General features: G+C 51.0%; 25 protein-coding genes and 2 pseudogenes. 12 read left to right on the plus strand and 15 right to left on the minus strand.

Annotation, left to right across the window (positions count from 1 at the left end):
- Nucleotides 1-23: 23 nt before the first annotated feature.
- The 4 genes and pseudogenes from ycdR to ugtL all read right to left on the minus strand — a co-directional run bounded on the left by ycdR (nucleotide 24) and on the right by ugtL (nucleotide 3,276).
- Nucleotides 24-1,448 (minus strand): GntR family transcriptional regulator YdcR, encoded by a 1,425-nt coding sequence (gene ycdR, locus NA624_RS02820; protein WP_000760687.1) that lies wholly within the window; start codon nucleotides 1,446-1,448, stop codon nucleotides 24-26.
- Nucleotides 1,449-1,583: 135 nt separating this feature from the next.
- Nucleotides 1,584-2,354 carry a M15 family metallopeptidase gene (locus NA624_RS02825; RefSeq protein WP_000237721.1) on the minus strand — a complete coding sequence of 257 codons (771 nt, stop codon included), beginning with the start codon at nucleotides 2,352-2,354 and terminating at the stop codon, nucleotides 1,584-1,586.
- A 259-nt stretch (nucleotides 2,355-2,613) separates the two neighbouring features.
- A pseudogene (locus tag NA624_RS02830) lies at nucleotides 2,614-2,845 on the minus strand (hypothetical protein).
- A 32-nt stretch (nucleotides 2,846-2,877) separates the two neighbouring features.
- On the minus strand, nucleotides 2,878-3,276 hold the full coding sequence (ugtL, locus tag NA624_RS02835) for a regulatory protein UgtL (protein ID WP_000747901.1): 399 nt from the start codon (nucleotides 3,274-3,276) through the stop codon (nucleotides 2,878-2,880).
- A 515-nt stretch (nucleotides 3,277-3,791) separates the two neighbouring features.
- Between ugtL and sifB the strand changes: the two genes are divergently transcribed.
- Nucleotides 3,792-4,742 (plus strand): SPI-2 type III secretion system effector SifB, encoded by a 951-nt coding sequence (sifB, locus tag NA624_RS02840; protein WP_001122939.1) that lies wholly within the window; start codon nucleotides 3,792-3,794, stop codon nucleotides 4,740-4,742.
- Nucleotides 4,743-5,015: 273 nt separating this feature from the next.
- Nucleotides 5,016-5,246 (plus strand): DUF2554 family protein, encoded by a 231-nt coding sequence (locus NA624_RS02845; protein WP_000956438.1) that lies wholly within the window; start codon nucleotides 5,016-5,018, stop codon nucleotides 5,244-5,246.
- On the opposite strand, the gene NA624_RS02850 is transcribed toward NA624_RS02845, so the two are convergent.
- On the minus strand, nucleotides 5,247-7,211 hold the full coding sequence (locus tag NA624_RS02850; RefSeq protein WP_001249763.1) for a peptidase U32 family protein: 1,965 nt from the start codon (nucleotides 7,209-7,211) through the stop codon (nucleotides 5,247-5,249).
- Nucleotides 7,212-7,289: 78 nt separating this feature from the next.
- Complete coding sequence (locus NA624_RS02855; RefSeq protein WP_000369544.1) at nucleotides 7,290-7,826, minus strand: helix-turn-helix domain-containing protein; 537 nt, start codon at nucleotides 7,824-7,826, stop codon at nucleotides 7,290-7,292.
- Between the two features lie 91 nt (nucleotides 7,827-7,917).
- Between NA624_RS02855 and NA624_RS02860 the strand changes: the two are divergent.
- Nucleotides 7,918-9,095: pseudogene (locus NA624_RS02860) on the plus strand (benzoate/H(+) symporter BenE family transporter).
- A gap of 53 nt (nucleotides 9,096-9,148) precedes the next feature.
- On the opposite strand, the gene NA624_RS02865 reads toward NA624_RS02860, so the two are convergent.
- The 3 genes from NA624_RS02865 to tehA all read right to left on the minus strand — a co-directional run bounded on the left by NA624_RS02865 (nucleotide 9,149) and on the right by tehA (nucleotide 11,569).
- Nucleotides 9,149-9,817 carry a DUF3313 domain-containing protein gene (locus tag NA624_RS02865; RefSeq protein WP_001259021.1) on the minus strand — a complete coding sequence of 223 codons (669 nt, stop codon included), beginning with the start codon at nucleotides 9,815-9,817 and terminating at the stop codon, nucleotides 9,149-9,151.
- A gap of 155 nt (nucleotides 9,818-9,972) precedes the next feature.
- Entirely contained in the window at nucleotides 9,973-10,569 is a 597-nt protein-coding gene (gene tehB, locus NA624_RS02870; RefSeq protein ID WP_000218275.1) for a tellurite resistance methyltransferase TehB, read from the minus strand.
- Nucleotides 10,556-11,569, minus strand: coding sequence for a dicarboxylate transporter/tellurite-resistance protein TehA (gene tehA / locus NA624_RS02875; RefSeq protein WP_001243996.1), 1,014 nt, complete (start codon nucleotides 11,567-11,569; stop codon nucleotides 10,556-10,558). The genes tehB and tehA overlap by 14 nt, the downstream gene beginning before the upstream one ends.
- Nucleotides 11,570-11,675: 106 nt before the next feature.
- Here tehA and ydcK point away from each other — a divergent pair, with 106 nt between their 5' ends.
- A complete protein-coding gene (ydcK, locus tag NA624_RS02880) occupies nucleotides 11,676-12,656 on the plus strand; it encodes a YdcK family protein (RefSeq protein WP_000599085.1) in 981 nt (326 codons plus the stop codon).
- Here ydcK and rimL read toward each other — a convergent pair.
- Nucleotides 12,653-13,192 (minus strand): 50S ribosomal protein L7/L12-serine acetyltransferase, encoded by a 540-nt coding sequence (rimL, locus tag NA624_RS02885; protein ID WP_000229299.1) that lies wholly within the window; start codon nucleotides 13,190-13,192, stop codon nucleotides 12,653-12,655. The two genes, ydcK and rimL, sit on opposite strands and share 4 nt — an antisense overlap.
- 216 nt (nucleotides 13,193-13,408) lie before the next feature.
- Here rimL and NA624_RS02890 point away from each other — a divergent pair, with 216 nt between their 5' ends.
- From NA624_RS02890 to aac(6'), 8 genes are all read left to right on the plus strand, one after another.
- The gene (locus NA624_RS02890) at nucleotides 13,409-14,527 is read left to right on the plus strand and encodes a M42 family metallopeptidase (protein WP_000144624.1); all 1,119 of its coding nucleotides are present in this window, start codon (nucleotides 13,409-13,411) and stop codon (nucleotides 14,525-14,527) included.
- A complete protein-coding gene (sgcB, locus tag NA624_RS02895; RefSeq protein WP_000976132.1) occupies nucleotides 14,524-14,805 on the plus strand; it encodes a PTS sugar transporter subunit IIB SgcB in 282 nt (93 codons plus the stop codon). The genes NA624_RS02890 and sgcB overlap by 4 nt, the downstream gene beginning before the upstream one ends.
- 10 nt (nucleotides 14,806-14,815) lie before the next feature.
- Nucleotides 14,816-16,129, plus strand: a complete 1,314-nt coding sequence (gene sgcC / locus NA624_RS02900) for a PTS sugar transporter subunit IIC SgcC (RefSeq protein WP_000460835.1) — start codon at nucleotides 14,816-14,818, stop codon at nucleotides 16,127-16,129.
- A 13-nt stretch (nucleotides 16,130-16,142) separates the two neighbouring features.
- The gene (sgcQ, locus tag NA624_RS02905) at nucleotides 16,143-16,949 is read left to right on the plus strand and encodes a BtpA family protein SgcQ (RefSeq protein ID WP_000118619.1); all 807 of its coding nucleotides are present in this window, start codon (nucleotides 16,143-16,145) and stop codon (nucleotides 16,947-16,949) included.
- Nucleotides 16,950-17,080: 131 nt separating this feature from the next.
- Entirely contained in the window at nucleotides 17,081-17,518 is a 438-nt protein-coding gene (gene sgcA / locus NA624_RS02910) for an SgcA family PTS sugar transporter subunit IIA (RefSeq protein WP_000606454.1), read from the plus strand.
- An 11-nt stretch (nucleotides 17,519-17,529) separates the two neighbouring features.
- Nucleotides 17,530-18,162 carry a ribulose-phosphate 3 epimerase family protein gene (locus NA624_RS02915; RefSeq protein ID WP_000600602.1) on the plus strand — a complete coding sequence of 211 codons (633 nt, stop codon included), beginning with the start codon at nucleotides 17,530-17,532 and terminating at the stop codon, nucleotides 18,160-18,162.
- A gap of 15 nt (nucleotides 18,163-18,177) precedes the next feature.
- Nucleotides 18,178-18,969, plus strand: a complete 792-nt coding sequence (locus NA624_RS02920) for a DeoR/GlpR family DNA-binding transcription regulator (protein ID WP_024134423.1) — start codon at nucleotides 18,178-18,180, stop codon at nucleotides 18,967-18,969.
- On the plus strand, nucleotides 18,969-19,406 hold the full coding sequence (gene aac(6'), locus NA624_RS02925) for a cryptic aminoglycoside N-acetyltransferase AAC(6')-Iy/Iaa (RefSeq protein WP_000354600.1): 438 nt from the start codon (nucleotides 18,969-18,971) through the stop codon (nucleotides 19,404-19,406). The genes NA624_RS02920 and aac(6') overlap by 1 nt, the downstream gene beginning before the upstream one ends.
- A gap of 46 nt (nucleotides 19,407-19,452) precedes the next feature.
- On the opposite strand, the gene NA624_RS02930 is transcribed toward aac(6'), so the two are convergent.
- From NA624_RS02930 to hglS, 5 genes are all read right to left on the minus strand, one after another.
- On the minus strand, nucleotides 19,453-20,655 hold the full coding sequence (locus NA624_RS02930) for a lactate oxidase (protein ID WP_000856051.1): 1,203 nt from the start codon (nucleotides 20,653-20,655) through the stop codon (nucleotides 19,453-19,455).
- An 11-nt stretch (nucleotides 20,656-20,666) separates the two neighbouring features.
- Complete coding sequence (locus NA624_RS02935) at nucleotides 20,667-21,242, minus strand: YceI family protein (RefSeq protein WP_001024315.1); 576 nt, start codon at nucleotides 21,240-21,242, stop codon at nucleotides 20,667-20,669.
- 195 nt (nucleotides 21,243-21,437) lie between these two features.
- On the minus strand, nucleotides 21,438-23,093 hold the full coding sequence (locus NA624_RS02940; protein WP_001081958.1) for a glucan biosynthesis protein D: 1,656 nt from the start codon (nucleotides 23,091-23,093) through the stop codon (nucleotides 21,438-21,440).
- Nucleotides 23,094-23,312: 219 nt separating this feature from the next.
- Nucleotides 23,313-24,821: a carboxylesterase/lipase family protein gene (locus tag NA624_RS02945; protein ID WP_000933979.1), complete on the minus strand. Its 1,509-nt coding sequence runs from the start codon at nucleotides 24,819-24,821 to the stop codon at nucleotides 23,313-23,315.
- A 48-nt stretch (nucleotides 24,822-24,869) separates the two neighbouring features.
- Nucleotides 24,870-26,213 carry a 2-oxoadipate dioxygenase/decarboxylase HglS gene (gene hglS, locus NA624_RS02950; RefSeq protein ID WP_000024104.1) on the minus strand — a complete coding sequence of 448 codons (1,344 nt, stop codon included), beginning with the start codon at nucleotides 26,211-26,213 and terminating at the stop codon, nucleotides 24,870-24,872.
- Between the last annotated feature and the right edge of the window lie 209 nt (nucleotides 26,214-26,422).

Below are 26,422 nucleotides of genomic sequence, written 5' to 3' on the forward strand. Positions count from 1 at the left end.
TGTGAGCTGACACGCATTCCACCTCACACAAGGCTTTTAGCGCGCAGCATCTCGCGAATCAGGCTGCCAAGCTGTTTTACGGCCTGTTCTTCCCGTTCTCCCCAATGCCATGCGGTGTTAAAACGAAAGAAACGCGTCCAGGCGCCGGACGTTGAAAACATTTTCCCCGGCGCGATACTGATAAGGTGTTCAAGCGCTTTGGCGCTAAGTTCACCGGCATCAAGCTGCTCAGGTAGCTCCAGCCAAAGAAAATAACCGCTATCGTTATGGTGAATTTTTACTTCCGCCGGGAGATGGCGCAAAAGGGTTTGCCAGGCTTGCTGTTTACGTTCGGCAAGCTGCCTTCGCAATCGGCGCAGATGCGCGTCATATCGACGTGTCGAGAGATAATCCACTAACGCCAATTGCATGGGGGAACTGGTGGATAATGTGCTCATTAACTGCAAACGCTGAATTTGTCTGGCATGGCTTCCTCCCGCAACCCAGCCAATGCGAAAACCGGGAACCAGACATTTGGAAAAAGACGAACAATGCAACACGGTATCGTCGCGATCCCATGCTTTGGCGGGCAGAGGTTTCTCGCGGCCAAAGTAGAGTTCGCTATAAACATCATCTTCAATTAGCATCACGTTATGGTGCGTGAGTAACGCAACCAGCCGCGCTTTTTTCTCAGCGCTCAGCGTGAACCCTAACGGATTCTGGCTGTTGGTCATTAACCAGCACGCTTTCACCGGATATTCCTGTAACGCTTGTTCCAGCGCCATAAGATCGATACCTTCTTTAACATCGGTGGGTATCGACAACGCTTTCAGGCGCAATCGCTCCAGGGCCTGTAGCGCACCGTAGAAACAGGGGTTCTCCACCACCACCCAGTCTCCCGGTGCCGTCACCGCCTGTAAACTAAGATTCAACGCTTCCAGCGCGCCGGCGGTAATGACAATCTCGTCAGGAGAAACGGTAATCCCCTGCTGCGCGTAACGGCGTGCTATTGCATAGCGCAATTCTGCATTACCTGGCGGCAAATTTTCGATGACGCTCATTGCCGTCGCGGTTTTACTGACCTGCGCCAGAGATCGGTTCAATTGCGGCAAGGGAAACAGACGCGGATCGGGAAACGCTGAAGCAAAAGGCACCACTGAGGTATCACGGCTGGCCTGCAGCATCTCAAAAATATAGGTATTGATATCTACGGCTTCATCCCGAATAACGTGCGCTGCCGTCGCGACTGACCGACAAACCGGATGCGGCGCGACATAATAACCGGATTGCGGACGGGCGATAATCCGTCCCTGACTTTCCAGCAACTGGTACGCATGACCGACAGTCATAAAACTCATGCCGCTACTGGCGACCTGCTCCCTCAGCGAGGGTAATCGATCGCCGGGCTGCCAAACGCCAGAGGCGATTTGTTCTCTAATTTGCTCCGCCAGACGTTGATATTTTTTCATTATTCGTTCTCATTGAGCGCTGCTTGCAGGTGGCAACCGCAGTGTATATCAGTTGTTAAAATTAACAACGATTTGCTAACTGTTATGGTGCTTTCCAACAGGCGTAATGATTAGATTTCGCAACAAAACGCCGTTTCAGGGTCTCTGCTTAACGGGAAAGTCAAACCAGGTGTTCGGGTATGGTTCATGAGTAAGGGAGAAGTGCCACCATTCAGTATCCAGTGGCGTAAAGCCCGCATCACGCATCAATGTTTGTAATAACAACCTATTTGCGCGTTGCTGAGCGGTAAGCATGGCATTATCGGGATGGGATAACGGACTAAAACAGTCAAAGCCGGTACCAAAATCCAGACTATTATCTGGCGAGCGTTGTGCCGCGGACGCAGTACAATTCACCAGTGGTCGTCCGGGATGGTATATCGGTATTTTACTGTCGAGTGGAACAATCGTTAGATCAAGCGTACTTCCCCGACTGTGGCCGGATCTGGCGGCAAGATAACCTTCCTCAAACAGACGCTTTTTCTCTACCAGCGGATAAAATTCGTTTTTCATTTGGTTTTGAGAAGGATCTTTGGCCCACGCGATAAAGTCATTCACTGCGCTTTGCGGACGATAGCAATCATATATTTTTAAGGTAAGTCCGAAGGGGCGTAAACGATCGGCGACCTGCTTCACTGCGTTCGCGGCTGGTCGTGTTAACAGGCAAACAGGCGCGTTATAGCCTTTAATGGGGCGACCAACAAAGTTATGGGAAGTGAAGTATCGCATGTCTACCTGTACGTCGGGGGCGACCGTAGTAATATCGACAAAGTCTTTTGGCTGGTGGAGATCAATATGGTTTTCAGCTGACATTGCCTGAACGGACAACAGGCTGAACAGGAGGAAAGAAGATACGCATTTTACCATATGTTACACCTCGCGAGAGTCACAGGGGTGATTATGTATTTGAGCAGGTAAAGATTAGCGGACAGCGCTTAAACAGATGGTTAAAATAAACATCATTCCCCCCTGTAATCTGTGCCTTATCACAAACGGAGAGGTTATATTTTGCTTATATGACCATTACGCCGCCTGTTCTATACCCAAAATAATTCGAGTTGCTTAAAGGCGGCAAGGGAATGAGTCCCAGGAGCACAGATAACGATGTGTTTTCACAAAGGCGAGTCTACCTGACCAGAAAGGTTATTTGATAATCAGTAGTACAGTTGTTGTCGCCTTCCATAACTAAATAACATTGTTTCGCCAAAGATAAGACCACTATATAGTCAGGAAGGCAATTAGTGAGGAACGCGTCGATTGTCGGCGATAATGCATCTGAAATTACGATTCACCGCAGTTGTTCAAACACATAGAATCCCCCTCGAACCGAGATAATTCGGTCTGCTGCTCATAGCCATTATTCAGTAAGAAAGCAGGTTGCAGCGGCGGATCACGGGCGTGAAGAAAAATCCTGAGCCCCAAACTTTTTGGACAAGCGCTGAACCTGCCGTATACTTTTACTTAACGTACACTCCGCCATAAAAATAAACCCTGCGATGATACCGTAATGCCACAGGCATAACTTAAGGATATGCCATAAATCAAGCGAAGCATGATTTAACTTCTCAGTGATTGCGATAGTCTGTACAAATATTATGGGATGAAATAATAAGACGCCTAACAAAAATATCCCTGCCACGATCATGGCAAGTAACTGAAAAAAAGCCCATCCGATAACGAAACGGTAAAGTAACAGCAATAATAGCCGTCCACATTTTCTTAGCCATTCTGACTGCAAAATGCCCCAGGATGCTGTCTTTTCGTGAATTTCACCATCTGATTTCTTCATTTTGAGCCTCCTCGCAGGTTTTTATAATTTTATCGCCCAACTGGAAATAAATCCGTCAGCTAATCGTTACAACAAATATAATTAAGACAGAAACTAAAGAGTAAGGCATTTATATCATAAGTGCTATCAGTATTGGCCTTCTGCCCTACCGCTAAATATCTCATTGTTGTTAGCCTAATAATACTTTCAGTTTAACTTCTTATAAGAAAATTTCTACACGGTTGAGCAACAATTTACTTTATCTAAAAATAATATAGCGTGTAATTAATCATTACTTATGGTACATGATGATGTGAAAATTAAGAAAACCGTTTTAGTTTCATTCGTTTTACCTGACATACTTCATGTCCAGGAGGCGTGGGCATGACTAAAACTACGGGTCAATTTGAACGTTCAGGATAAAGCAAAAATCAGGTGTTTCACCGATAGGCAAACCGATGGGCAACATGGGATAATATTTTGAATACCACCTATTCCAGTAATGAAGTATTATATACTCACTTGTGGTCTAAATTATGCCAATTACTATCGGGAGAGGGTTTTTAAAGAGTGAGATGTTTTCTCAAAGTGCCATCTCTCAACGCTCCTTCTTTACGTTACTATGGGAAAAGATTAAAGATTTTTTCTGTAGCACGCGAAGATCCGCTGCCGATCAATATATAAATGAATTATGTGATGTTGCCTCTCCGCCTGATGCGCAACGTTTATTTGATTTATTTTGCAAGTTATATGAATTATCATCACCATCATGCAGAGGAAATTTCCATTTTCAGCACTATAAAGATGCTGAGTATCAATATACAAATCTCTGCATTAAAGATGACGAAGATATTCCGTTATGCATTGTGATACGTCAGGATCACTACTATTATGAGATAATGAATAGAACAGTGCTCTGTGTTGATACTCAGTCTGCCCACCTGAAAAGATATTCTGATATTAATATAAAAGCTAGCACTTATGTTTGTGAACCACTATGTTGCTTGTTCCCTGAGCGGTTACTACTCTCGCTATCCGGCGGTATAACATTTTCCGTTGACCTAAAAAATATAAAAGAGACGCTTATCGACATGGCAGAAAAGGGTAATTTATGTGACTGGAAGGAACAGGAAAGAAAAGCCGCCATCTCCTCCAGGATTAATCTGGGCATCGCCCAGGCAGGTGTACCACCTATTGACGACGCTATTAAAAACAAAATAGCCGCAAAGGTTATTGAGAATACTAACTTAAAGAATGCAACATTTCATGCAAATCATACACAAAGCTCAGTTACTCAACTAGTTTATTCATGTTTGTTTAAGAATGAGATATTAATGAATATGCTTGAGGAAAGTTCCTCTCATGGCCTGCTATGTTTAAACGACCTTGTTGAATATGTAGCGTTACAAGTTCATAACAGCCTTTTTTCTGAAGATTTATCTTCACTCGTTGAAACAACAAAAAATGAGGCTCATCACCAGAGTTGACCACACCATAAATAGTATGGCTTACAATCCCCTGGCAATACCAAAACCATCTAATACAATAACTTTAAATATATACTTCCATGGAATAATGGATTTACTATGGAGCGAATTGGCTCATTATTTTTATAATTGAGATACTGAGTATTAAGTATATTTTCTCATACAACTTATCGCACTTATTGACAAACTGTTTTCGCTAATTTGAAGTGTTGAATAATAACTCAAAGAAATTATTGGCATCATAGCCTCACGACGTAACTGGAAGGTGGCATGATGCTTACAAAAACGTTATCAGTAGTTTTACTGACCTGTGCGCTGTTTTCAGGCCAGTTACTGGCGAAACAGCAAGACCACGCATTCGTATGGTTTGCGACGGGAGGGCACCAGCTTAGACACGAAGCCGACAGCGATGAATTACGGGCGGCAGCGGAAGAATCCGCGGAAGGCTTGCGCGAGCACCACAACTGGCAGAAATCGCGCAAACCAGAAAGCTATTTTCGTTAATTAAACGCCCCTGCGCTTCGGCAGCGTTTTCATCAGCGCTTCAGGGCTCACTGAAGCGACAACGCTGCCGGGCTGGGGCATTTTTAAGATGTGGTTTTTAATTTTGCCAATGACATGCATTTCGCAAGGGCGGCAGTCGAATTTTAGCGTCAGTACCTCATCGCCATGCACCAACTGCATCGGCGTGGCTTTCCAGCTCTTAATATTTCCTTTCGCCTGCTTTGGACAAAGGTTGAACGCAAAACGCAGGCAGTGTTTGGTGATCATGACCGGTACCTCGCCCTTCTCCTGATGCGCCTCATAGGCCGCATCAATCAATTGTACGCCGTAACGGTGATAAAATTCCCGCGCTTTGTGGTTGTAGACATTAGCGAGAAAGCTGAGATGCGTTTGCGGGTAGACCGGCGCAGGCTGCGCCACGGGTTTCCGACGACCTCGTTGATAATGGGCCAGCCGCGCCGCGTCAAGCATATCAATCGCCTCCCGACGGAACTGATTGAGCAGGCTATTTGGCACGAACAACGCCGCCGGTAATGTCACCTGCATATCACGCGCGTAGTAAGGCGTCTGTCCCAGCTTCGCCAGTCCGGCTTTTAGGTTATTCAACGCTTTTTCAGAGTTGTTGGCTTCCTCAAATACCCCGTCAAGCGTATGCGTGATGCAGACACCGTCTTCACTGGTCAGCGTCAGAATAAGCTGTTCCTGCCAGCCGCCCAGCATGATATCAACCGCCACACGGCGCTCACTGGAGGTTTTTGTCAGCGCTTGCTGCCAGTTATGCTCCAGATTACGATTCAACGGATGATGCGGACGGACTTTATGCAGGTCGGCAGGCATATCATTTGGCCAAACGCGGTAGCGGTTATGACCGGTTTTCTCCACCGTATTGGCGCGAAAACCTACCACTTCACGCTTAATCAACACGTTCAGACCATCGCCATTCGCCAACGGCTCCGTAGCTTCTACGTCGAGATAATCCTTCGCCACATTCAGCACCTCACCTACCGGCAAGCCAATAAATTTTGGTGAATCAAATGCGCCAATATCACCTTTACGCGCGTTAACAAAATAGTCGGTGCTGCCGCGATGGAAGGTTTTCTCCGTGGAGGGAACAAAAAAGTGTTCGGTCCGACCAACCGACGCACGCGCCAGATCGCCACGTTGCTCGATAATCGCGTCCAGCATCTGACGATAATGCGCGGTGATGTTTTTGACATAGCTCATGTCTTTATAGCGCCCTTCAATCTTGAAGGAACGTACGCCTGCATCGATCAACGCGCCGAGGTTAGCCGTTTGGTCGTTATCTTTCATCGATAGCAAATGTTTTTCGTAAGAGACCACCCGCCCCTGATCGTCTTTTAACGTATACGGTAAGCGACAGGCTTGCGAACAGTCGCCCCGATTGGCGCTGCGCCCGGTTTGCGCATGAGAGATATAACACTGCCCAGAATAAGCGACACACAGCGCGCCATGAATGAAGAACTCAATCGTGGCGTCAGTAGCCTGATGAATAGCCGCTATCTGACTCAAATTAAGCTCGCGCGCCAGTACAATCTGTGAAAAACCGACATCGGCAAGAAACTTCGCTTTTTCCACGCTGCGAATATCACACTGTGTACTGGCGTGAAGCTCAATCGGCGGGATATCCAGTTCCAGAATGCCCATATCCTGCACAATCAGCGCATCCACCCCGGTGTTGTACAAATCGGTGATTAACCGCTGCGCGGGCTCCAGCTCATCATCATGCAGGATAGTATTCAGCGTGACAAAAATCCTGGCGCCGTAACGGTGAGCAAACGGGACCAGATCGGCGATATCGCGCAGACTGTTACTGGCGTTATGACGTGCGCCAAAACCGGGTCCGCCGATGTAGACGGCATCTGCGCCATGCAAAATCGCTTCGCGAGCAATTGCGGCGTCACGGGCCGGACTTAACAATTCGAGATAGTGAGGTTGCTGGCGCATACAGTCTTTCTTATCCAATAGCAGCGAAATGGCGGCTATTGTAGTCAGAAGCGCAAACTAACGAAATAGTTTTCCCGCTTAATCACGCGGGTAATGGATCAGCGAGTGAAAATGAACCGTCTGGTCACTGCTGTTGCGATAGGTATGCGCCGTATCGCCGGCAAAACGCAAACCTTTACCGGCGTCTATGGTTTGCCATACCCCACCAGTACACATGTCCAGCCGACCCTGAATCACCACCACATGTTCGATAACGCCGGCTTTATGCGGCGCTGATTCGCTGACCGCGCCAGGCGCCAGCAATAGAGAAAAATAGTCAAAACAGAGTTCAGGGTCCCACGGAAACAGCGGTGTGATTACCATCGCTTGCTGCTGGGGATCGAAGGTTGGCGGAAATTCGGCCTGCGGAGGCGAAATAAACATTGAGAATGGAACGTTCAGGCCCGTCGCAATTTTCCACAGCGTTGCGACTGTCGGGCTGGATTCATTACGCTCTATCTGCCCTAACATGGCTTTTGAGACGCCGGAGATCTCCGCCAGACGCGATAAACTCCAGCCTCGCTGATGGCGTAACGTTCTTAACGTGGTCGCCAGATAGTGTGTCAGGTTATCCATTTTTCCCCCCAGTAAGACCATAGCGTATCACTTGTACGCTATAACGCACAATGCTACATTGACTGACCGTTATAACGCACAAGAGGCGATCATGCGTCTGTTATCACTGCCGTTACCTACTGTATTATCTGGTCTGGTCGCCGTTCTGGTCGGCTATGCAAGTTCCGCCGCCATTATCTGGCAGGCGGCGCTCGCCGCTGGCGCAACACCCGCAGAGATCGCCGGCTGGATGACCGCCCTCGGTATAGCCATGGGCATAAGCACACTAACGTTAACCTTGTGGTATCGTGCGCCGGTTTTAACCGCCTGGTCAACGCCTGGCGCCGCTCTGTTGGTAACAGGGCTTCAGGGATTATCGTTGCCAGACGCGGTGGGCATATTCATTGTCGCCAATGCCCTGATTGTGCTGTGCGGCGTCACGGGATTGTTTGCGCGTTTGATGCGGATAATCCCCCATTCTCTTGCCGCCGCAATGCTGGCGGGAATACTGCTACGCTTCGGCCTGCAGGCGTTCGGGACGCTCAACGGAGAGTTTGTCATGTGCGGCGGTATGCTATTGGCGTGGCTACTCTTTAAAGTATTCGCGCCCCGCTATGCCGTTATTGCTGCCATGGTGATGGGAATAACGGTGGCGCTCATCCAGGGTAAGGTGGCGATGAGCGGTATTCATTTCGCGCCGGTGTGGCCCACCTTCGTTCCCCCCCACTTTTCATTCGCGCAAAGCCTGAGCGTCGCGGTACCGCTCTTTCTGGTGACGATGGCATCGCAAAACGCCCCCGGCGTCGCCACAATGAAGGCGTCTGGCTATCAGCTTCCTGTCTCTCCGTTAATGATTTTTACCGGATTGCTGGCGCTGCTGCTTTCGCCATTTGGCGTTTATTCTATCTGCATTGCCGCCATTACAGCCGCCATTTGTCAAAGCCCGGACGCGCACCCCGATCCAACGCGTCGCTGGTTAGCGGCCGCCGCCGCAGGCGTTTTTTATTTACTTGCCGGGTGGTTTGGCGGTTCGATAACCGCGCTGATGGTCGCCCTGCCGGTTAGCTGGGTGCAAATGCTGGCTGGTCTGGCACTGTTAAGTACGATTAGCGGTAGCCTGTATCAGGCGCTTACTCACGAAAATGAGCGTGACGCGGCAGTTATCGCATTTCTCGTCACCGCCAGCGGGCTAACGCTGATGGGCATCGGATCGGCATTCTGGGGGTTGATCGCTGGCGGGATAGGCTACGCTGTATTAACGAGAACGCGCGCCCATCGTTGTCTGGCTGATGGCGACCGCTAATCTGCCGGGGTTTGCGCCATCTTGCGATGGCGCCGCAGAACTATTTTTTGTTAACGTCAAACATAGAGGTATCCGTCGCCATATCATCCACGACCTGTTTCAACGTCTCAAACGCCATTGGCGTACTGGAATTACTCAGGTCTTGACCTTCACCCTGGCGCACTACCTTGACGACCGGCTTGTTGGTCGCGGCATCTATCAGCTCACCCTCAAAATAAAGGTGGGTATCCATGGTTCGGTGGCCCGTCGCCATTTGCGTGCCTGCCACAATCAGCGCTACAGGGATTACCTCATAGAATTGTAGCCCTTCTTTGCTGGTATCCACGCCCGTAATCGCCCCGCGGAAAATCAAACTGCGCGGCCCTGGCGTCGTGACCAGCGGTTTGCGCTGTTCAATTGCTGATTTTACTTTACTGTTCGTATAAGCCAGCAGTTTATCAAGAACTTGCTGCCCGACCTGGGTCGTTGGCTTGGGGACGGGATAGTACGTTATCGGATTGTAAACAATGTTGTCATAGTTAGAGTCATTGAAATGTGGATCTACCCAGCGCAACACCGGTTTTCCCGTGGCGGAGGTAGTTTCCTGCAGGTCCGAATAATTTTTTAAGAATCCAGAATACTTATCCGGCTGTGTGACTTTGGACGCACAGCCGGATAACGCCAGCAAGCCAGTAAGCACTGCAACTTTAAATAAAGTATGAGTACGCATGAAACGATCCCTTTAGTCTTCGCAATGATGCAAAGGAAATAATAGCAAAACGAAATCATTCTGGATGCACTAAAAATGGTAACGACAGCACAATTTGAACGCGGCGCCCGACAAAAAAATGCCGAACGCAGCGAGACTTACAGAACTTGCATCGGTCAGGCCGGTTTTCTCGCCAGCATCGTAGCAAAGCGCAGTTTGATACGGTTGCCGTTTTCGTCCGTGCGGTGAAGCTCGCCGACATCTTCGTTGTATTTCAGCATGTCCCATCCTTCGTAATAGCGGCGTAATTCGCCTTCTTTAAAAGCGAACGGGAATCCCACCGTACAGGGAAAGTCCGGCGTATCCATTGCCGCAACAATCAAATTATACCCGCCGGGTTTTGTGCAGCGTTGCATATTGGCAATTAAACCGGGAATGGTTTGCGCCTCAAGAAACATCATAACCACCGTCGAGAGAATAAAATCGTACTCGCCGTCAAAGGTCAATGTATTCAGATCGACAATGTCGGTTTGCAGATTATCCAGCCCTTCTGCCGCTTTAATACGCTCAAGGTTAGCCATACTGGCCGGATTTTTATCCCATGCGGTAACGTCATAACCGTTCGCGGCCAGATACAGACTATTGCGGCCATTGCCGCATCCCAAATCCAGCGTTCGGCCCGGCGCGACAACCTTTGCCGCCGCCAGCACATCCGAATGCGTGCGGGTTAATCCATATTTCTCAGTAAAGTAATTTTCGTCACGAACGGTCATTTTTTTCCTCCGTTTTCAACAGTGCAGCGCGCTCAGTGCGAATAAGCAACGTCCCCTGCACCAGCAATAGAAATGTACGAACCAGCAATAAGGCGATAATAGCGTTAGTGAAAATAAACAGCGGGACGGCCAGAATATGGAAAAGCCCTGATTCACTACCGTGACCAAGATGTAACCCCGTGGTCGCCAGCGCGGAAACGCCGAACGAAAAACTCCAGAAAGAAGCATTAAACGGTTGTGATAAATACCAGGGCATTAATCGCAGCATAAATAAAAGCTGTAACAGACCGTAGCCGAATAGCATTTTCGCCAGCGTGTCGCCCTCCCCGCCATTGACGCTCAGCCAGGCGCTACAGGCGACCAGCGCGGGCGCCAGTTGGATACCCAACGACGTACGCAGCACCGCCGGTAATTCGCCGCAGCTACGCAGTCGCTGCAAAATAACCGGTTCCAGACTTAACCACGAAAAGACACCTGCGCCTAAAAACACCAGTCCGGCATCATTGTAACCGAGCGCTCCACAGGCCATGGCGCTGATAAAATTATTCGCTACCGTGGGCAGATAAAGCCCCGGGGTTGTCGCTTCTTCCGGATGCGCTCCGCGCCAAAGTCCCGCCGTCTGCCATGCGGCATACGCCAGTTGTATGACGACCCCCACGCTGAATAGCGCAACGGCCAACGGGCGATACCAGGGAACGAAGCCGATCGCGACCAGCATCGTGGTGGCGGGAAACAGGCTGACAAAACTGCTCATTACCGGATGTCGCACTTCAGCCATCACGCTATGGGGAAAGCGCACCAGACGGCTAAGGAACGCCAGGGTCAAGAGTGCCCAAATAATCATCGCCAGGATCACCATGATGTCGCCGGGCCAGTGGCTTATTGCCCATATCTGGCTGGCATAACGCCAGGCGAATCCCATACCGATAGTGCCAAGGACGATGCCAAAATAGCCCGCAGGCAGATTGAGCACGCGATCGCTCTGCTTGTGATTACGCATTTTGTTTAATTTATAAAGTATATTTGAAATGCATTTTATGGAATTTCTGGTTGTTTCGCCAGTACCTTTGCTACGGTTATCTTAATCGTTCACACGGAATTTCCCTATGATCAAATATCGACTGAGTGAAGAACCTCGTGCTTTTACTTATCAGGTAGACGGTGAGAAGAAAAGCGTCTTATTACGACAAGTTATTGCCGTAACGGATTTTAACGATGTTAAAGCCGGAACCTCCGGCGGCTGGGTTGATGCCGATAATGTGCTGTCACAACAGGGGGATTGCTGGATTTATGATGAAAACGCGATGGCCTTTGCGGGCACGGAAATTACGGGTAACGCGCGTATCACGCAGCCGTGCACGCTCTACAATAACGTGCGAATAGGCGATAACGTCTGGATTGATCGCGCTGATATCAGCGATGGCGCACGGATAAGTGACAACGTCACCATTCAGTCCTCTTCCGTGCGCGGAGAGTGTGCGATTTATGGCGATGCCCGCGTGTTAAACCAGTCAGAAATTCTCGCCGTTCAGGGACTAACGCATGAACATGCGCAGATTTTACAAATTTACGATCGCGCCACCCTGAGCCATTCGCGGATTGTCCATCAGGTACAGCTTTATGGCGACGCCACTATCACACACGCTTTTATTGAGCACCGGGCGGAGGTCTTTGATTTCGCGCTCATCGAAGGCAACAAAGACAATAATGTCTGGATCTGTGACTGCGCCAAAGTCTATGGCCATGCGCGGGTTATCGCCGGCACAGAGGAAGATGCTATCCCTACCCTTCGCTACAGCTCGCAGGTAGCGGAACATGCGTTAATCGAAGGCAACTGTGTGTTAAAACATCATGTGCTGGTAGGCGGACATGCAGAGGTACGCGGAGGCCCGATTTTACTGGACGACCGCGTGCTGATTGAAGGCCATGCCTGTATACAGGGCGAAATTCTGATTGAGCACCAGGTCGAGATTAGCGGACGGGCGGCGGTGATAGCGTTTGACGGCAATACTATTCACCTGCGCGGCCCAAAAGTGATCAATGGCGAGGATCGTATTACGCGTACCCCCTTAGTCGGTTCCCTTTAATCCGCATCAATAATGCGGGCATACATATTAACGTCGTGATAGTCGCCGTTAAGATACTCGGCCTGTTTCATACAGCCTTCCAGCGTAAAATGGTTGCGCCGTGCGACCGCATTACTGGCCTGATTATCAACGCGGCATTTAATGACGAAGCGCCGAATATCGCCGCGCCGGGCATAATGTGTCATCAGCGCCTGTAATGATTGCGACATTATCCCTTGTCCCTGGAGGGACTCATCCAGCCAGTAACCGATATAGGCGGCTTTGTTTACCGGTTCGATGGCATTAAATGAGAGTACGCCCGCCATCTCATTCTGGCAGAAAATCAGGTACATTTTGGCGTAACCACGCTGGTGCAACAGTATATTACCCTGCACATGCTTACGCGTTTCCTCCTGCGACGTGACATATTGCGGCCAGTCGAGCGACTGTTGTAGCCACGTTTTGTTTTTGAGTACCAGTTGGTGCAGCGCCGGAACATGACTTTCATCTGCCGCTTGCAGTTCCAGCGTCGTGCTAACAGGAATAATTTCCACCATCGCGTTGCCCTTCTTCGTTGTTGGTCGTGATCACATAAATAGCCTGGTTTACCGATAACCCGCAGGTGATATGAGCGTTTTTATTGTATCGCCATCACATTATTTTTTATTGGCCCTATTTAGCGTATTTCCGCGTGACACATTTCACACTTATCCAACCATTCTCCGCCTATAAAACGCTCAACGACTGATTGTTTTATCACCACGGAGACGCCAATGACCTTTTCTGTGCAGGAAACGCTTTTTTCTTTACTGCGGCTAAACGGGATTTCAGGACATGAAAGCAGTATTGCAAACGTTATGCAGCACGCGTTTGAACAGCAGGCCAAAGACGTCTGGCGGGATCGCTTGGGCAATGTCGTCGCCCGTTATGGCAGCGATAAATCCGACGCGCTTCGCCTGATGATTTTTGCGCATATGGATGAAGTGGGTTTTATGGTACGCAAGATCGAACCCTCCGGTTTTTTACGTTTTGAACGCGTGGGCGGCCCGGCGCAAATTACTATGCCCGGTTCGATTGTGACGCTTGCCGGACGTTCAGGCGATATCATGGGCTGTATCGGTATTAAAGCATATCACTTCGCGAAGGGTGACGAGCGCACCCAGCCACCCGCGCTCGATAAACTCTGGATTGATATCGGCGCAAAAGATAAAGCGGATGCCGAACGAATGGGTATTCAGGTGGGGACGCCAGTAACCCTTTACAACCCGCCGCACTGTCTGGGCAACGACCTGGTATGCAGTAAGGCGCTGGATGACAGGCTGGGGTGTACGGCGCTACTGGGCGTCGCCGAGGCCCTCGCCTCCACACCGCTTGATATCGCGGTATTCCTGGTCGCGTCGGTACAGGAAGAGTTCAATATTCGCGGCATTATTCCCGTTTTACGACGCGTGCGCCCCGACCTGGCGATTGGTATTGATATCACCCCATCCTGCGACACGCCTGACCTGCAGGATTACTCGGATGTGCGGGTCAACCACGGCGTCGGCATCACCTGTCTGAACTATCACGGACGCGGTACGTTGGCGGGACTGATTACGCCGCCGCGTTTGCTGCGGATGCTGGAGACCACCGCGCACGAAAATAATATTCCCGTACAGCGAGAAGTCGCGCCAGGCGTCATCACCGAAACCGGCTACATTCAGGTTGAACTGGACGGTATTCCCTGCGCCAGCCTTTCTATTCCTTGCCGCTATACCCACTCGCCAGCCGAAGTCGCCAGCCTGCGCGACCTGACTGATTGTATCCGTTTACTGACTGCGCTGGCCAATATGTCGCCAGAACAGTTTCCCATTGAGCCTGAAACAGGCGCTACACAAGAGGCACGACCATGATGAAAAAGATCCTTGTGGCATGTGGTACCGGCATGTCGACATCAACCATGATTGCACAAAAACTGCAGGACTTTCTTGCGGAGCAAGGCATTGCGGCAACCACGGCGCAATGTTGTCTGAATGAGATCCCGTTGAACTGTAACGGTATGGATCTCATCGTAACGTCCATGCGTACGCACAGTGACTATGGCATCCCGACGCTCAACGGCGCCGCCCTGCTGACAGGCATCAACGACGACGCATTAAAACAAGAAATCAAGGCGCTGTTAACACAATAAAGGGGGCATTATGTTTGATTACATCCTGTCTCTCGGCGGCACCGTCTTTGTGCCCATCATTATGATTATCATCGGCTTAATCTTTCGTATTCCCTGGCTGCAGGCGGTGAAAGCCGGGGTGACGGTCGGCATCGGTTTTGTCGGCATGGGGTTGGTGATCGTCATGGCGATCGACAGTCTCAGTCCGCCGATTAAAGTGATGATTGAGCGTTTTGGCCTGACGCTGCATGTGTTTGACGTCGGCGCCGGGCCCGCGTCCGGCGTCGGCTATGCGACGGCCATCGGCGCTATGATCATTCCCGTTATCTTTCTGCTCAACGTCGGTATGTTGGTGACTCGTCTGACCAAAACCATGAACGTTGATATTTATAACTACTGGCACTACGCCATTACCGGAACGGTCGTCCAGTTGATGACCGGCAGTCTGATTTATGGCGTACTGGGCGCGATTTGTCACGCCGCCTTGTCGTTGAAAATGGCCGACTGGACGGCGAAACGAGTACAGAACATTGTGGGTCTGGAAGGGATTTCTATTCCGCAAGGGTATGGCTCCAGTTCCGTGCCGTTGTTCGTATTGCTGGATGCGATATACGAAAAAATACCGTTTATGAAAGGACGCAATATTGACGCTCAGGAGATCCAAAAACGGTATGGGATGGTCGGCGACCCGGTGATCATTGGCGTTGTTCTCGGGCTGATCTTCGGACTTGCCGCAGGCGAAGGCTTTAAAGGGTGCGCAACCTTAATGATTACCGTGGCGGCGATTATGGTGCTGTTTCCGCGCATGATTCGCCTTATCGTTGAGGGATTAATGCCCATTTCCGACGGCGCGCGTAAGTTCTTCCAGAAACACTTTAAAGGGCGCGAAGTCTTTATCGGTCTGGATACCGCAGTGACGTTAGGCCACCCGACCACCATCGCGGTTGGACTGCTGTTAATTCCCATCATGTTAATTCTGGCGAGCATACTGCCGGGCAATAAAGTCCTGCCGCTGGCTGATTTACCGGTTGCGCCGTTTTTTATCTGCATGGCCACGGTTATTCATCGCGGCGATCTGATTCGTACTCTGCTCAGCGGCATCATTGTCATGATTACCGTTCTGCTGATCGCCACCCAGTTCGCACCGTACTTTACCGATATGGCGCTCAAAGGCGGCTTTAGCTTCGCCGCTGAAAACGCGCAAATTACCGCGCTGTCGGTGGGAAATATGTTTGGCTGGTCAATATCTGAATTGATGTCGCTGGGCATGATTGGCGTGGTTATTGTGGTCGGCATTGTCGCCAGCATCATACTTGTCTTACGTAAACGTGAACTACCGGAATAAGGAGCAACCCAGAATGAGTTGGCTAAAAGAGGTAATAGGAACAGAAAAAGCCGTTATCGCCATGTGCCATTTACGGGCGTTGCCGGGCGATCCCGGGTTCGATACCAGGAAAGGCATGAACTGGGTAATTGACCGCGCCCATGACGATTTAATGGCGCTACAAAATGGCGGCGTGGATGCAGTGATGTTCTCCAACGAATTTAGTCTGCCTTATTTAACGAAAGTCAGACCGGAAACGACCACCGCGATGGCAAGAATCATCGGTCAGTTAATGAGTGAAATCCGCGTACCGTTTGGGGTAAACGTGTTGTGGGACCCTGTGGCCTCGTTTGATTTAGCGATGGCGACCGACGCAAAATTTATCCGCGAAATTTTCACCGGCGCTTACGCCAGCGATTTTGGCGTCTGGGATACGAATGTCGGCGAAACCATTCGCCATCAGCATCGCATCGGCGCAGGCCACGTGAAAACGCTGTTTAACATCGTTCCGGAAGCGGCGGTGTATCTGGGAAACCGGGATGTCTGTTCAATTGCGAAATCGACCGTATTTAACAATAACCCCGATGCCCTGTGCGTCTCGGGGCTGACGGCGGGCGCCCGCACGGATAGCGCCATACTGAAGCGGGTAAAAGAGACCGTTCCCGACACGGTCGTGCTGGCGAATACCGGGGTGTGTCTGGAAAACGTTGAGGAGCAGCTCTGCATTGCCGACGGATGCGTAACGGCAACCACGTTTAAAAAAGACGGCGTCTTCGCCAACTTTGTCGACCAGGCGCGCGTGGCGAAGTTTATGGAGAAAGTACGCCATATCCGACAATAAAATGGGGATAAGCAAAACGCTTATCCCCTGCAGAGAGCGATAACTCTTCTGCCGATCTCCGTCGCCTTCGCCAAAAGACACGCCGGGGATCGGTTCCAGAGTAACCCGAACCGGCAAGGAGTCAACGATCGATGATTAATGATGTTAAGTGGGTTCAGGCGCAACGCCATGCCAGCGACTGGCGACACGCGCTGGATATCGCCGTTCGTCCGCTGATTACCTTCGGCGCGGCGGCCCCCTGCTACCTGGACGGTATTATTGAGAACACCCTTAAATGGGGGCCATATTATCTTATCGCGCCGGGGATTGCGCTGCCCCATGCCAGACCAGAGCAAGGCGCCAACCATAATCAAATCAGCGTCACTACGTTAGCAACGCCGGTCGCTTTCGGCAATGCGGATTGCGATCCCATCTGGCTGTTGCTTTGCGCCAGCGCCACGGATGCCGAAGCACATATTCGCACCATTCAACGCATCAGCCAGTGGCTCGACTCGCCGGAAAGCGTCGCGATGCTGCAAGATGCGCCAAATGACGCCGCGCTTTTCGCGCAATTAACCGCATTGCGCTGATGGAGGTTCCGATGATCCTGCACCCTTCACTGGCCTCCGCCGATCCGCTGCGCTATGCCGAGGCGTTGACCGCTTTACACGATGCGCCTCTCGGCTCGCTGCATCTGGATATCGAAGATACCAGTTTCATCAACAATATTACCTTCGGTATGAAAACCATTCAGGCAGTCGCACAACACACTCGCCATCCGCTCTCATTTCACCTGATGGTCTCATCACCGCAACGCTGGCTACCCTGGCTTGCAGCTATCCGCCCCGGCTGGATTTTCATTCATGCCGAAAGCGTGCAAAACCCCTCGGAGATTCTGGCGGATATTCGCGCTATCGGGGCGAAAGCAGGACTGGCGCTTAACCCGGCAACGCCGCTATTGCCTTATCGTTATCTGGCATTGCAACTGGATGCGCTGATGATCATGACCAGCGAACCCGACGGGCGCGGGCAGCAATTTATCGCCGCGATGTGTGAAAAAGTGAGTCAGAGCAGAGAGCATTTCCCTGCTGCGGAATGCTGGGCGGACGGCGGTATTACACTTCGCGCCGCACGGCTGCTTGCCGCCGCAGGCGCACAGCATCTGGTGATTGGCCGGGCGTTGTTCACGACGGCGAACTATGATGTGACGTTGTCACAATTCACCGCGCTATAAAGGAGTCATATGCTGATGAGCCAACAGCGCCCCGACCGTATCAAACAGATGTTGCATTACCTTTGGCAACACAGGCACCTCTCAACACAACAAGCTATTGAACTTTTTGGCTATGCAGAGGCAACCGTGCGCCGGGATTTTCACTATATCGCCAGCCGTTATCCCGGTATGGTTCGCGGCCATGGTTGTATTGACTTCGACGACAGTACGGAAGATAAAGAATATGTTTTCGACGTTAAGCGAACGTTACAAAGTGAGGCGAAACGCGAAATCGCCGCCCTCGCCCGCACGTTCATCAAAGATGGAGACTGCTTTTTTCTCGACTCCGGCTCCACCTGTCTGGAACTGGCAAAATGTCTGGTCGACGCCAAAGTAAAAGTCATTTGCAATGACATCAAAATCGCTAATGAACTGGGTGGCTTCCCACACGTAGAGAGTTACATTATCGGCGGACTGATTCGCCCCGGTTACTTTTCGGTGGGCGAGAGTCTGGCGCTGGAGATGATTAACGCCTTTGCCGTTGAACGCGCCTTTATCTCCTGCGATGCGCTGTCGATTGAAACGGGTATCACCAACGCTACCATGTTTGAAGTGGGCGTTAAAACGCGCATTATTCAGCGCTCACGCGAGGTCATATTGATGGCCGATCACTCAAAGTTTGATACTGTAGAACCCCATGCGGTGGCGACGCTGTCCTGTATTACTACCATTCTTAGCGACAGTGCGCTCCCGTCTGCTATCGCCCGACGTTATCAGCAGGCGGGATGCCGTCTCATCATGTCAGACCCCTCATCAGGAGCGTGTTAATGGACATCAGGCACATGAACAAAACCCATCTGGAGCACTGGCGCGGATTGCGAAAACAGCTCTGGCCTGGTCACCCGGATGACGCCCATCTGGCGGACGGCGAAGAAATTCTGCAAGCCGATCATCTGGCATCATTTATTGCGATGGCAGACGGGGTGGCGATTGGCTTTGCGGATGCCTCAATCCGCCACGATTATGTCAATGGCTGTGACAGTTCGCCCGTAGTTTTCCTTGAAGGTATTTTTGTTCTCCCCTCGTTCCGTCAACGCGGCGTAGCGAAACAATTGATTGCAGCGGTGCAACGATGGGGAACGAATAAAGGGTGTCGGGAAATGGCCTCTGATACCTCGCCGGAAAATACAATTTCCCAGAAAGTTCACCAGGCGTTAGGATTTGAGGAAACAGAGCGCGTCATTTTCTACCGGAAGCATTGTTGAGGGAAATCATACAGGAAAAGGTCGGGTATAGTACCCGACCTTTATATTACTGGGGCAGCTCTTTTTCAGTTAACAAGCGTGTCGTTTTCACTTGTTCAATATTCCTGGCACCACCCAACATCATGTTAATTGTCAGCTCTTTGTTTAGCTGTTCAATCACTGATGCCACACCCTGAGCGCCGCCAAGATTAAGACCGTATAATACAGGCCGGCCAACCGCCACAATATCCGCCCCGCTGGCTAACGCTTTGAATACGTGCGAACCACGGCGTACTCCGCTGTCAAAAATAACAGGCACTCGCTTGTTGACAACTTTTGCAATCGCAGGAAGCATATCGAATGAGGACGGCCCGCTGTCTAATTGACGACCACCATGATTAGAAACCCATATTCCTGCGGCCCCGGCCTGGATAGCAATTTCAGCATCCTCCGGCGACTGAATGCCTTTTACGATAACCGGCAGACCGGAAATACGATGTACATAGGCAATATCCTCCGGCGTAAAGGCTTGTTTAGCCTGCGCGTAAATTTCACTTATCCCTGCCCCTTTGCCGGTTTTTGAACCATCGTCATTTTTTCTGGCGAACATTTCCAGGTTTGCAAAGCCCAACGGGAACTGGAAGTTATTTTTAATATCTTCTTCCCGATAGCCACCGACAGGCGAATCTACGGTCAGAATAATCGCTTTAGCGCCATGCTTTACCGCTTGTGCAAGAATAAATTCGTTAAATTGATTATTCTTACTCATATAAAGCTGGAAGAAGAACGGATTTTTCCCGGAAACGTTAGCCACCTCTTCGATGGTCTTGTTGCCATAAGTACTCAACGAGAAAATCGAACCGACCTGCGCCATGCCTTTCGCCGTCGCCAACTCTCCGGAGGCGTGGGCCAGGCCCTGCGCTGCCATCGGTGCCTGGATTATAGGCGTTTTAAGCGGAATACCCAGTAGCTGCGTTGATAAATCGATCTCTTTTAACTCAATGCCCTGTAATACGCGCGGCATAATATATTTTTTGTCAAAGCTTTCGGTGTTGCTGCGAAGGTTATTCTCATCTTCGGCTCCACCGCGAATATAACCAAATGCCCCTTTCTCCATTCTGGCCTGAACGCGCGCTTCCAGAGAGGCTACGTTCGTCATTTTTATTGCTTTTTCGTCCGTGCTGGCTTTGTACTCTTCAGCATAAGCCAGGCCTGACGTTGCCAACATCGCCAGCGAGGCCACTACCCGAATGAGGTGATTAGTTTTCATCATCATTCCCTTTATTGCTTAACCGCTTCTGCCTGGATTTTTATATCGACAACTTTCGTCATCCCCATATCGACCAGATAATCTACCCCCCACTGGGTGCGATCTATTTGCGTGACAAAATCACCACCGCAAACCTGCGCCTTGAATATCGGGCTCATATAACAGCCAAACTTGGTGGTGGTTAAGGTGACGGGCTTAGTTACTCCCTTCATTGTTAGCAAACCGTCAATAGAGACTGGTTTATTATCGTCAAAATGCCATTTTGTCGATTTAAATACTATTTCTGGATATTTTTCCGCATCCAGAATATCGCTACTGCGGATATGGTTATCAAACGCCTCCACCCCGGTATTTAAGGCACTCACGGGAATCGTCACGCGCATCTCTGCGACTTGCTTTTCCGGCTGATATTTCAGTTCGCCGCTAATAGCATAAAACCCGCCATGATTGGTTGAGGTCTGGAAATGATCGATATTAAATACCGCATTAGTATGCATATTATCAAATTTATATACATCTGCATGAGCAGCACTTAATAAACCCAGAGACAGGACAGCACCAAGAAAACTCTTTTTCATTATATTCACTTTATATCTTAAATAAGGTGAAGCTATCTTAATGTTCCCTGTCCGCAGGATCGAGAGGGATAAACAGGAAGGACTGTTGCAAAAATAGAACGATGGAAAGGCCGTGTCACAAAAACAGCGGCTCACGAATGGGTTTATGCCAGGGCAATTTCCGCAACCTGTACCGCCCTTGTGGCGGTACAGAAGGCAAACTGACTAACGCATGATACGATCGTCGACATAACGGCGCTTATCCGGCGCGGGCGGGAAATACTGATACAGCCAGGTTTCGCTGATAGCCTCCCCCTGGCAGCGCAGGAACATACGCATATCCACCGGTGCCGTAGAATCCGAGGTCGGATACCAGTCAAACTGGATACGATAACCGTCGAAAGGCTCAACGTAGAGGATCTCAATCTGCTTCGCCTCGCCACTGGAAAGCGTAATTACCGGCTCAATGCCTTTTGGCGCGGCCGCTTTCAGATCGCCGCCGACAAAATCAATAGCAAAACGGCGCGCCCATTTATCCGGGTAATGTTCGCCCGGCGCCCAACCTTCGGGAAAGCCGCCCATCCCTGTACGGGTCGCCATGACCCGCGCAAGCGGCGATTGTACCGGCGGCTGCGCGCTCCAGTACAAACGATAATTAAACGCCAGCGTATCCCCGGCTTTGATCGCTTTTTCCGGCTGCCAGAAACAGACCACATTATCCAGAGTTTCGCCAGTGGTTGGGATCTCCATCAGGCTAACTGCGCCTTTCCCCCACTTACTGCGTGGCTCCACCCACAGGCTCGGACGTTTGTTGTACCAGCCCATCACATCCTGATAATGCGAGAAATCGCGATCGAGTTGCAGCAGGCCGAACCCTTTTGGGTTATCGTCCATATATGCATTGAACTGCAATTTCTGCGGATTATTCAGCGGGCGGCAAATCCACTCGCCGTTACCCCGCCACATCGCCAGCCGATCGGAGTCGTGAATTTGCGGGTGAATGGTGTCGCATACCCGACGTTCATTATTCCCACAGCTAAACATACTGGTCATCGGCGCAATGCCAAGTTGCTTTATATCTTTACGGGCGTAGAGATGGTTTTCTACATCCATGATCACCTGCGTTTTTTCGCAATGGATCACAAATTTATACGCGCCCGTCACGCTGGCGCTGTTCAGCAGAGCGTAAACGGTAAATGTAGTATCGCCCGGCTTCGCGGTGTCAAACCAGAATGCGGTGAAGTCAGGGAACTCTTCCTGACCGTCAGTATAGGTATCTATCGCCAGCCCGCGAGCCGACAGGCCATACTGATAAGTATCATCTACCGCCCGGAAATAACTGGCGCCCAGGAAGGAGACGACATCGCGCCGCGCCAGTTCCGGCGCTTTAAAGACACGGAAACCGGCGAAACCGAGATCGCTCTGCCCTTCCAGTTGTGTCGTATCGACGCCGGCATCGTTGTATTTAAACAGTTCCGGGCGAAAATGAATCTCGCGAGCAAGATGCGTCGTCGTATCAACGGAAAACATGCGTACGCGACGACGAAAGCCCATCCCTACGTGGAAAAACTGAATATCGAGCTGCCGGTTGGCAACACCGTTCCAGAGTGAATGCGCCGCGTCATACTGAATGCTGTTATAGGCCTGCGGCGTCAGATTGGCGAGCGTATCCGGCAAGGGTCCCGGCGCGCCGCCCCAGGGCTTTTTCGCTAACGCCTGGGCCATTGATTGCAGACCAGCAAAATCAAAACGGACAATTTTACCATCCGCAATATCGGATTCCGCGGCAAACGCCGCCTGAGAAAAGAGGGAAGCAATACCGCTGGAACCGCACACGGCGGCCATTGCCATTGAACCTTTAATAAATCGTCTACGATTCATACCTGAAAATGAGTCCTTCTGGTCTTGTGAATGGTCCCGCGCTGGTTTTTTCAGCAGCAAGAATGTGCCCGTTTCTGACCGCTCACTCTAGACAAAATTCATTAATAATCCAATTGTTGGTCGCCTGGAAACTGTGCAAAAGCGTAAATATTTTATGTCGATAAGAACCGACCGAATCGGATGTAAACCTCACGCAGCATTCTTCAGGTTATGAAAAGTTTATTCCAGACTAACGTGATGTTTCATGACTCGTTTAAACAGCGCCAGACGCGCACGCATAAAGCGGTTTTCCACTTTAAAACCGGCAAGTTTGTTCAGCCCAATCCGCAACAGACGATCTCGCCCCCGAATGCTGGCGGGCCAGCGAACCGGGCCGTGCAGCACGTCGCGCGTGCGGCTGGCATGACGAGCGAAATTCACCCAGTAATCCGCCACCTGCGAGGCAAAGGCCAGGTCATTCTCATTCACATAATGGCATGTGGGCTCAGCCCGCGTTAACGTATCGAATACATACGGTATTTCATTGCCATGACAGGCGCCATTCGCGTAGGTGTTATGCTCCGCTTCGGCGACATAATCAAACCAGTAACGCCAGCACGGTTCGCCGATCCGCTGCTGCGCTTGCATGACGACATAACCCAACGTGGTAAATACCATATCCCGACAGACCTGCCGCCCTAGTGCTTCGTCGCCTTTCACTCCAGGATAAAGCAGCCGGATTAACCCCAGACCAACACGCCGCTCACGGCGCATTTTTTGAATTTGACCGGCAATATCGACGCCAAAAACTGCCAATACGCTGGCTTCATCGCTATTCGAGCCGATCATCACCGGTATTGGATGCTGTTTCGCCGCAAAGAAGGTTTCCAGCATCGGATGCGGCAGCACGACGTCGCCGGAAATCGGCGTCGGCGCAATTTTAAAAGGCGCGTCCAGCGGCCAAAACGTCTCTGCCGGTAAAGCGCGTAGCTGTTCGGCAGTGGCATGGGCTAAGCCAAGATGTTCCGCCAGCGCAACGCCTTTTTTTAGCGCCTCCTCGCGGGGCGTATCCGGCAGCGTATAACCACTCTGAATAATCGCTTTATGAAAAAGCCCCTTCGCCAACGGCGAAGCCATCAACGACAGCACGCTGCGGGCGCCGGCGGATTCGCCAAATAACGTCACATTCTGCGTATCGCCGCCAAACGCGGCAATATTGTCCTGCACCCAACGCAGCGCAGCGATTTGATCGAGTAAAGCGAAATTATGAATACACTCCGCCCCTTCGCCTTCCAGCGCCGGATGCGCGAAAAAGCCCAGATGGCCAAGCCGATAATTGACCGTCACCACGATCGCGCCGCGCTTCGCCAGCGCTTGACCGTCATAGGGCGGCAAACTCCCCGCGCCAATGGTGTAACCGCCGCCGTGTAGCCAGACCATGACCGGCAACGGTTCATGACGCACGGCGGGAGCCCAGACGTTCAGATAGAGGCAGTCTTCGGAAAAATTTCCCGGATCGCCGCCGCCGAGTTCACGACACCAGGTAATATCCTGCCAACTGGCGCAGGAGAAACAATCCGCCTGGCGCACATCCTGCCAGGGCGTAACAGGCTGCGGCGCACGCCAGCGTAGCTCCCCTGTTGGCGGCGCGGCATAAGGTATACCGCGCCAGATATGGATTTCTTCCTGTACGACGCCCACGATTTTACCGTGACGCGTCGCCACCAGCGGGATGGAGGGATTCAACATAACGCCTTCCTTTTACAGTATCCTCACAGCCTGTGAAGCTTACCGCTTTTAAAGCAGACCGCAACGGCGTTTACTGCGTTCTTCCGCTTCCTGATATAACGAAAATTCATCCCGTACTGCACATCCCAGCGCCTGTTCAAAGGCATCGCGGCTGGCATTGCCGTGGCTTCTTGCCAGCGTTTCATCTCCTAAATTCGACTGAAAAATGCCGGCTGCGCTGACCGGAAGAAAATCTTCATAGGTAATCGGCTGCGCGATTACCCAACCGCGCTCAATAAGCGGCTGCGGATCGTCGCCAGGATGGATCGCCTGACGATGCGCCTCGCCGGATGGCGTTAAGCGATAGCGGAACCAGGCAAGCCCCTGCTGGCGAAGCAGAAATTCGCTATCCGGAAAGGCGTTAAAGACCTCCCGCAAATGGAGTTGATGCGTAAAGTTATCCTTACCCGTTCCCGCCTTGTGCAACAGCTCGTCATATAATCGACGACCTTTTGGCGTCAGCGCGACGCCACGTTGCTCAATTTCGCCGAAGCGCGCCGTGTGCGTACCCTGCTTTTCATCAACGAAGAGCACCTGCTCTTCCAGGGCTTTGAAACTGGTTTGCCGCAACAGAATAGGCACTTCGCGGCGAGGCGGACCTTCGATAAGAATTTTAGGCGTAATGCCGCACTCCGGCATCATGGCCTGTACCCGGTCGATATCCAGAGTACGTGGCGTCAGATGGTTAATGTGACATCCCGGAAAACAGACCACGTCGGCAATTAAACGATGCTCACGATGCAGGCTGAGGTACGTTTCTTCATCAACGGTAGCCTGACGATGCCAGCGAAAAGTCTCCAGCGTTTCACGGACGAACTCTTCGGCCTGAGCAGCACTAAAACCGCCCTGCTCGTCGTACTCATCCAGCAATTGTCGGCAGCGCGATGTAAAAATATCCCGCTGCGATAAGATTTCCGCCGCCCGCTGGCGTAATGCCGCGTTTTCAATGAGCTCCAGGCGTAATAGCGAAGTGAACATGCGAAAGGGATTACGCGAGAGCGAAGCCTCGTCAATGGGACGAAATGCCGTGGAGTGCACAGGCACGCCCGCCTGAGAGAGATCGTAATAACTTACCGGGTACATCCCCATGATGGCGAATATCCGACGCAAGGTAGAAAGTTCTTCTGCGGTGCCAACACGAATGGCGCCATGTCGTTCCACGTTCAATCGCACCAGTTCATCGGCATTAGCCAGCTGCTCATGCAGTTTGGGATTATTTTCCAGCACCGCCAGATTCACGTCAGCCACAAGTTCCAGTAACGTACCGTACTGCGGAACTTCCTGCTGGTACATTGCCGACATTGCCTGCGAAAAGTGTTCCCGAATCTCATCTGCCGTGATGGTGTTCGCCATAATGTCATGCCTCCAGTGAATGTTACCTGGAGTGTAGAAAACCTCATCCATTCCGGGGAGAAGAATTTATAAAGTGTGATCCGGTCTGAATTCATTATGCAGAACGGATTGACATGAGCTAGCGTATCCCCGACCAGATCGCGGCTTAACACGCTTAACGGCAGTTGAATCATCAGTAAAATAAAACAGTTGTAACTTGAAATGGTAAA

This window comes from Salmonella sp. NW38 (genome assembly GCF_051807745.1).
In the GTDB taxonomy this organism is placed as follows: Bacteria; Pseudomonadota; Gammaproteobacteria; order Enterobacterales; family Enterobacteriaceae; genus Salmonella; species Salmonella enterica.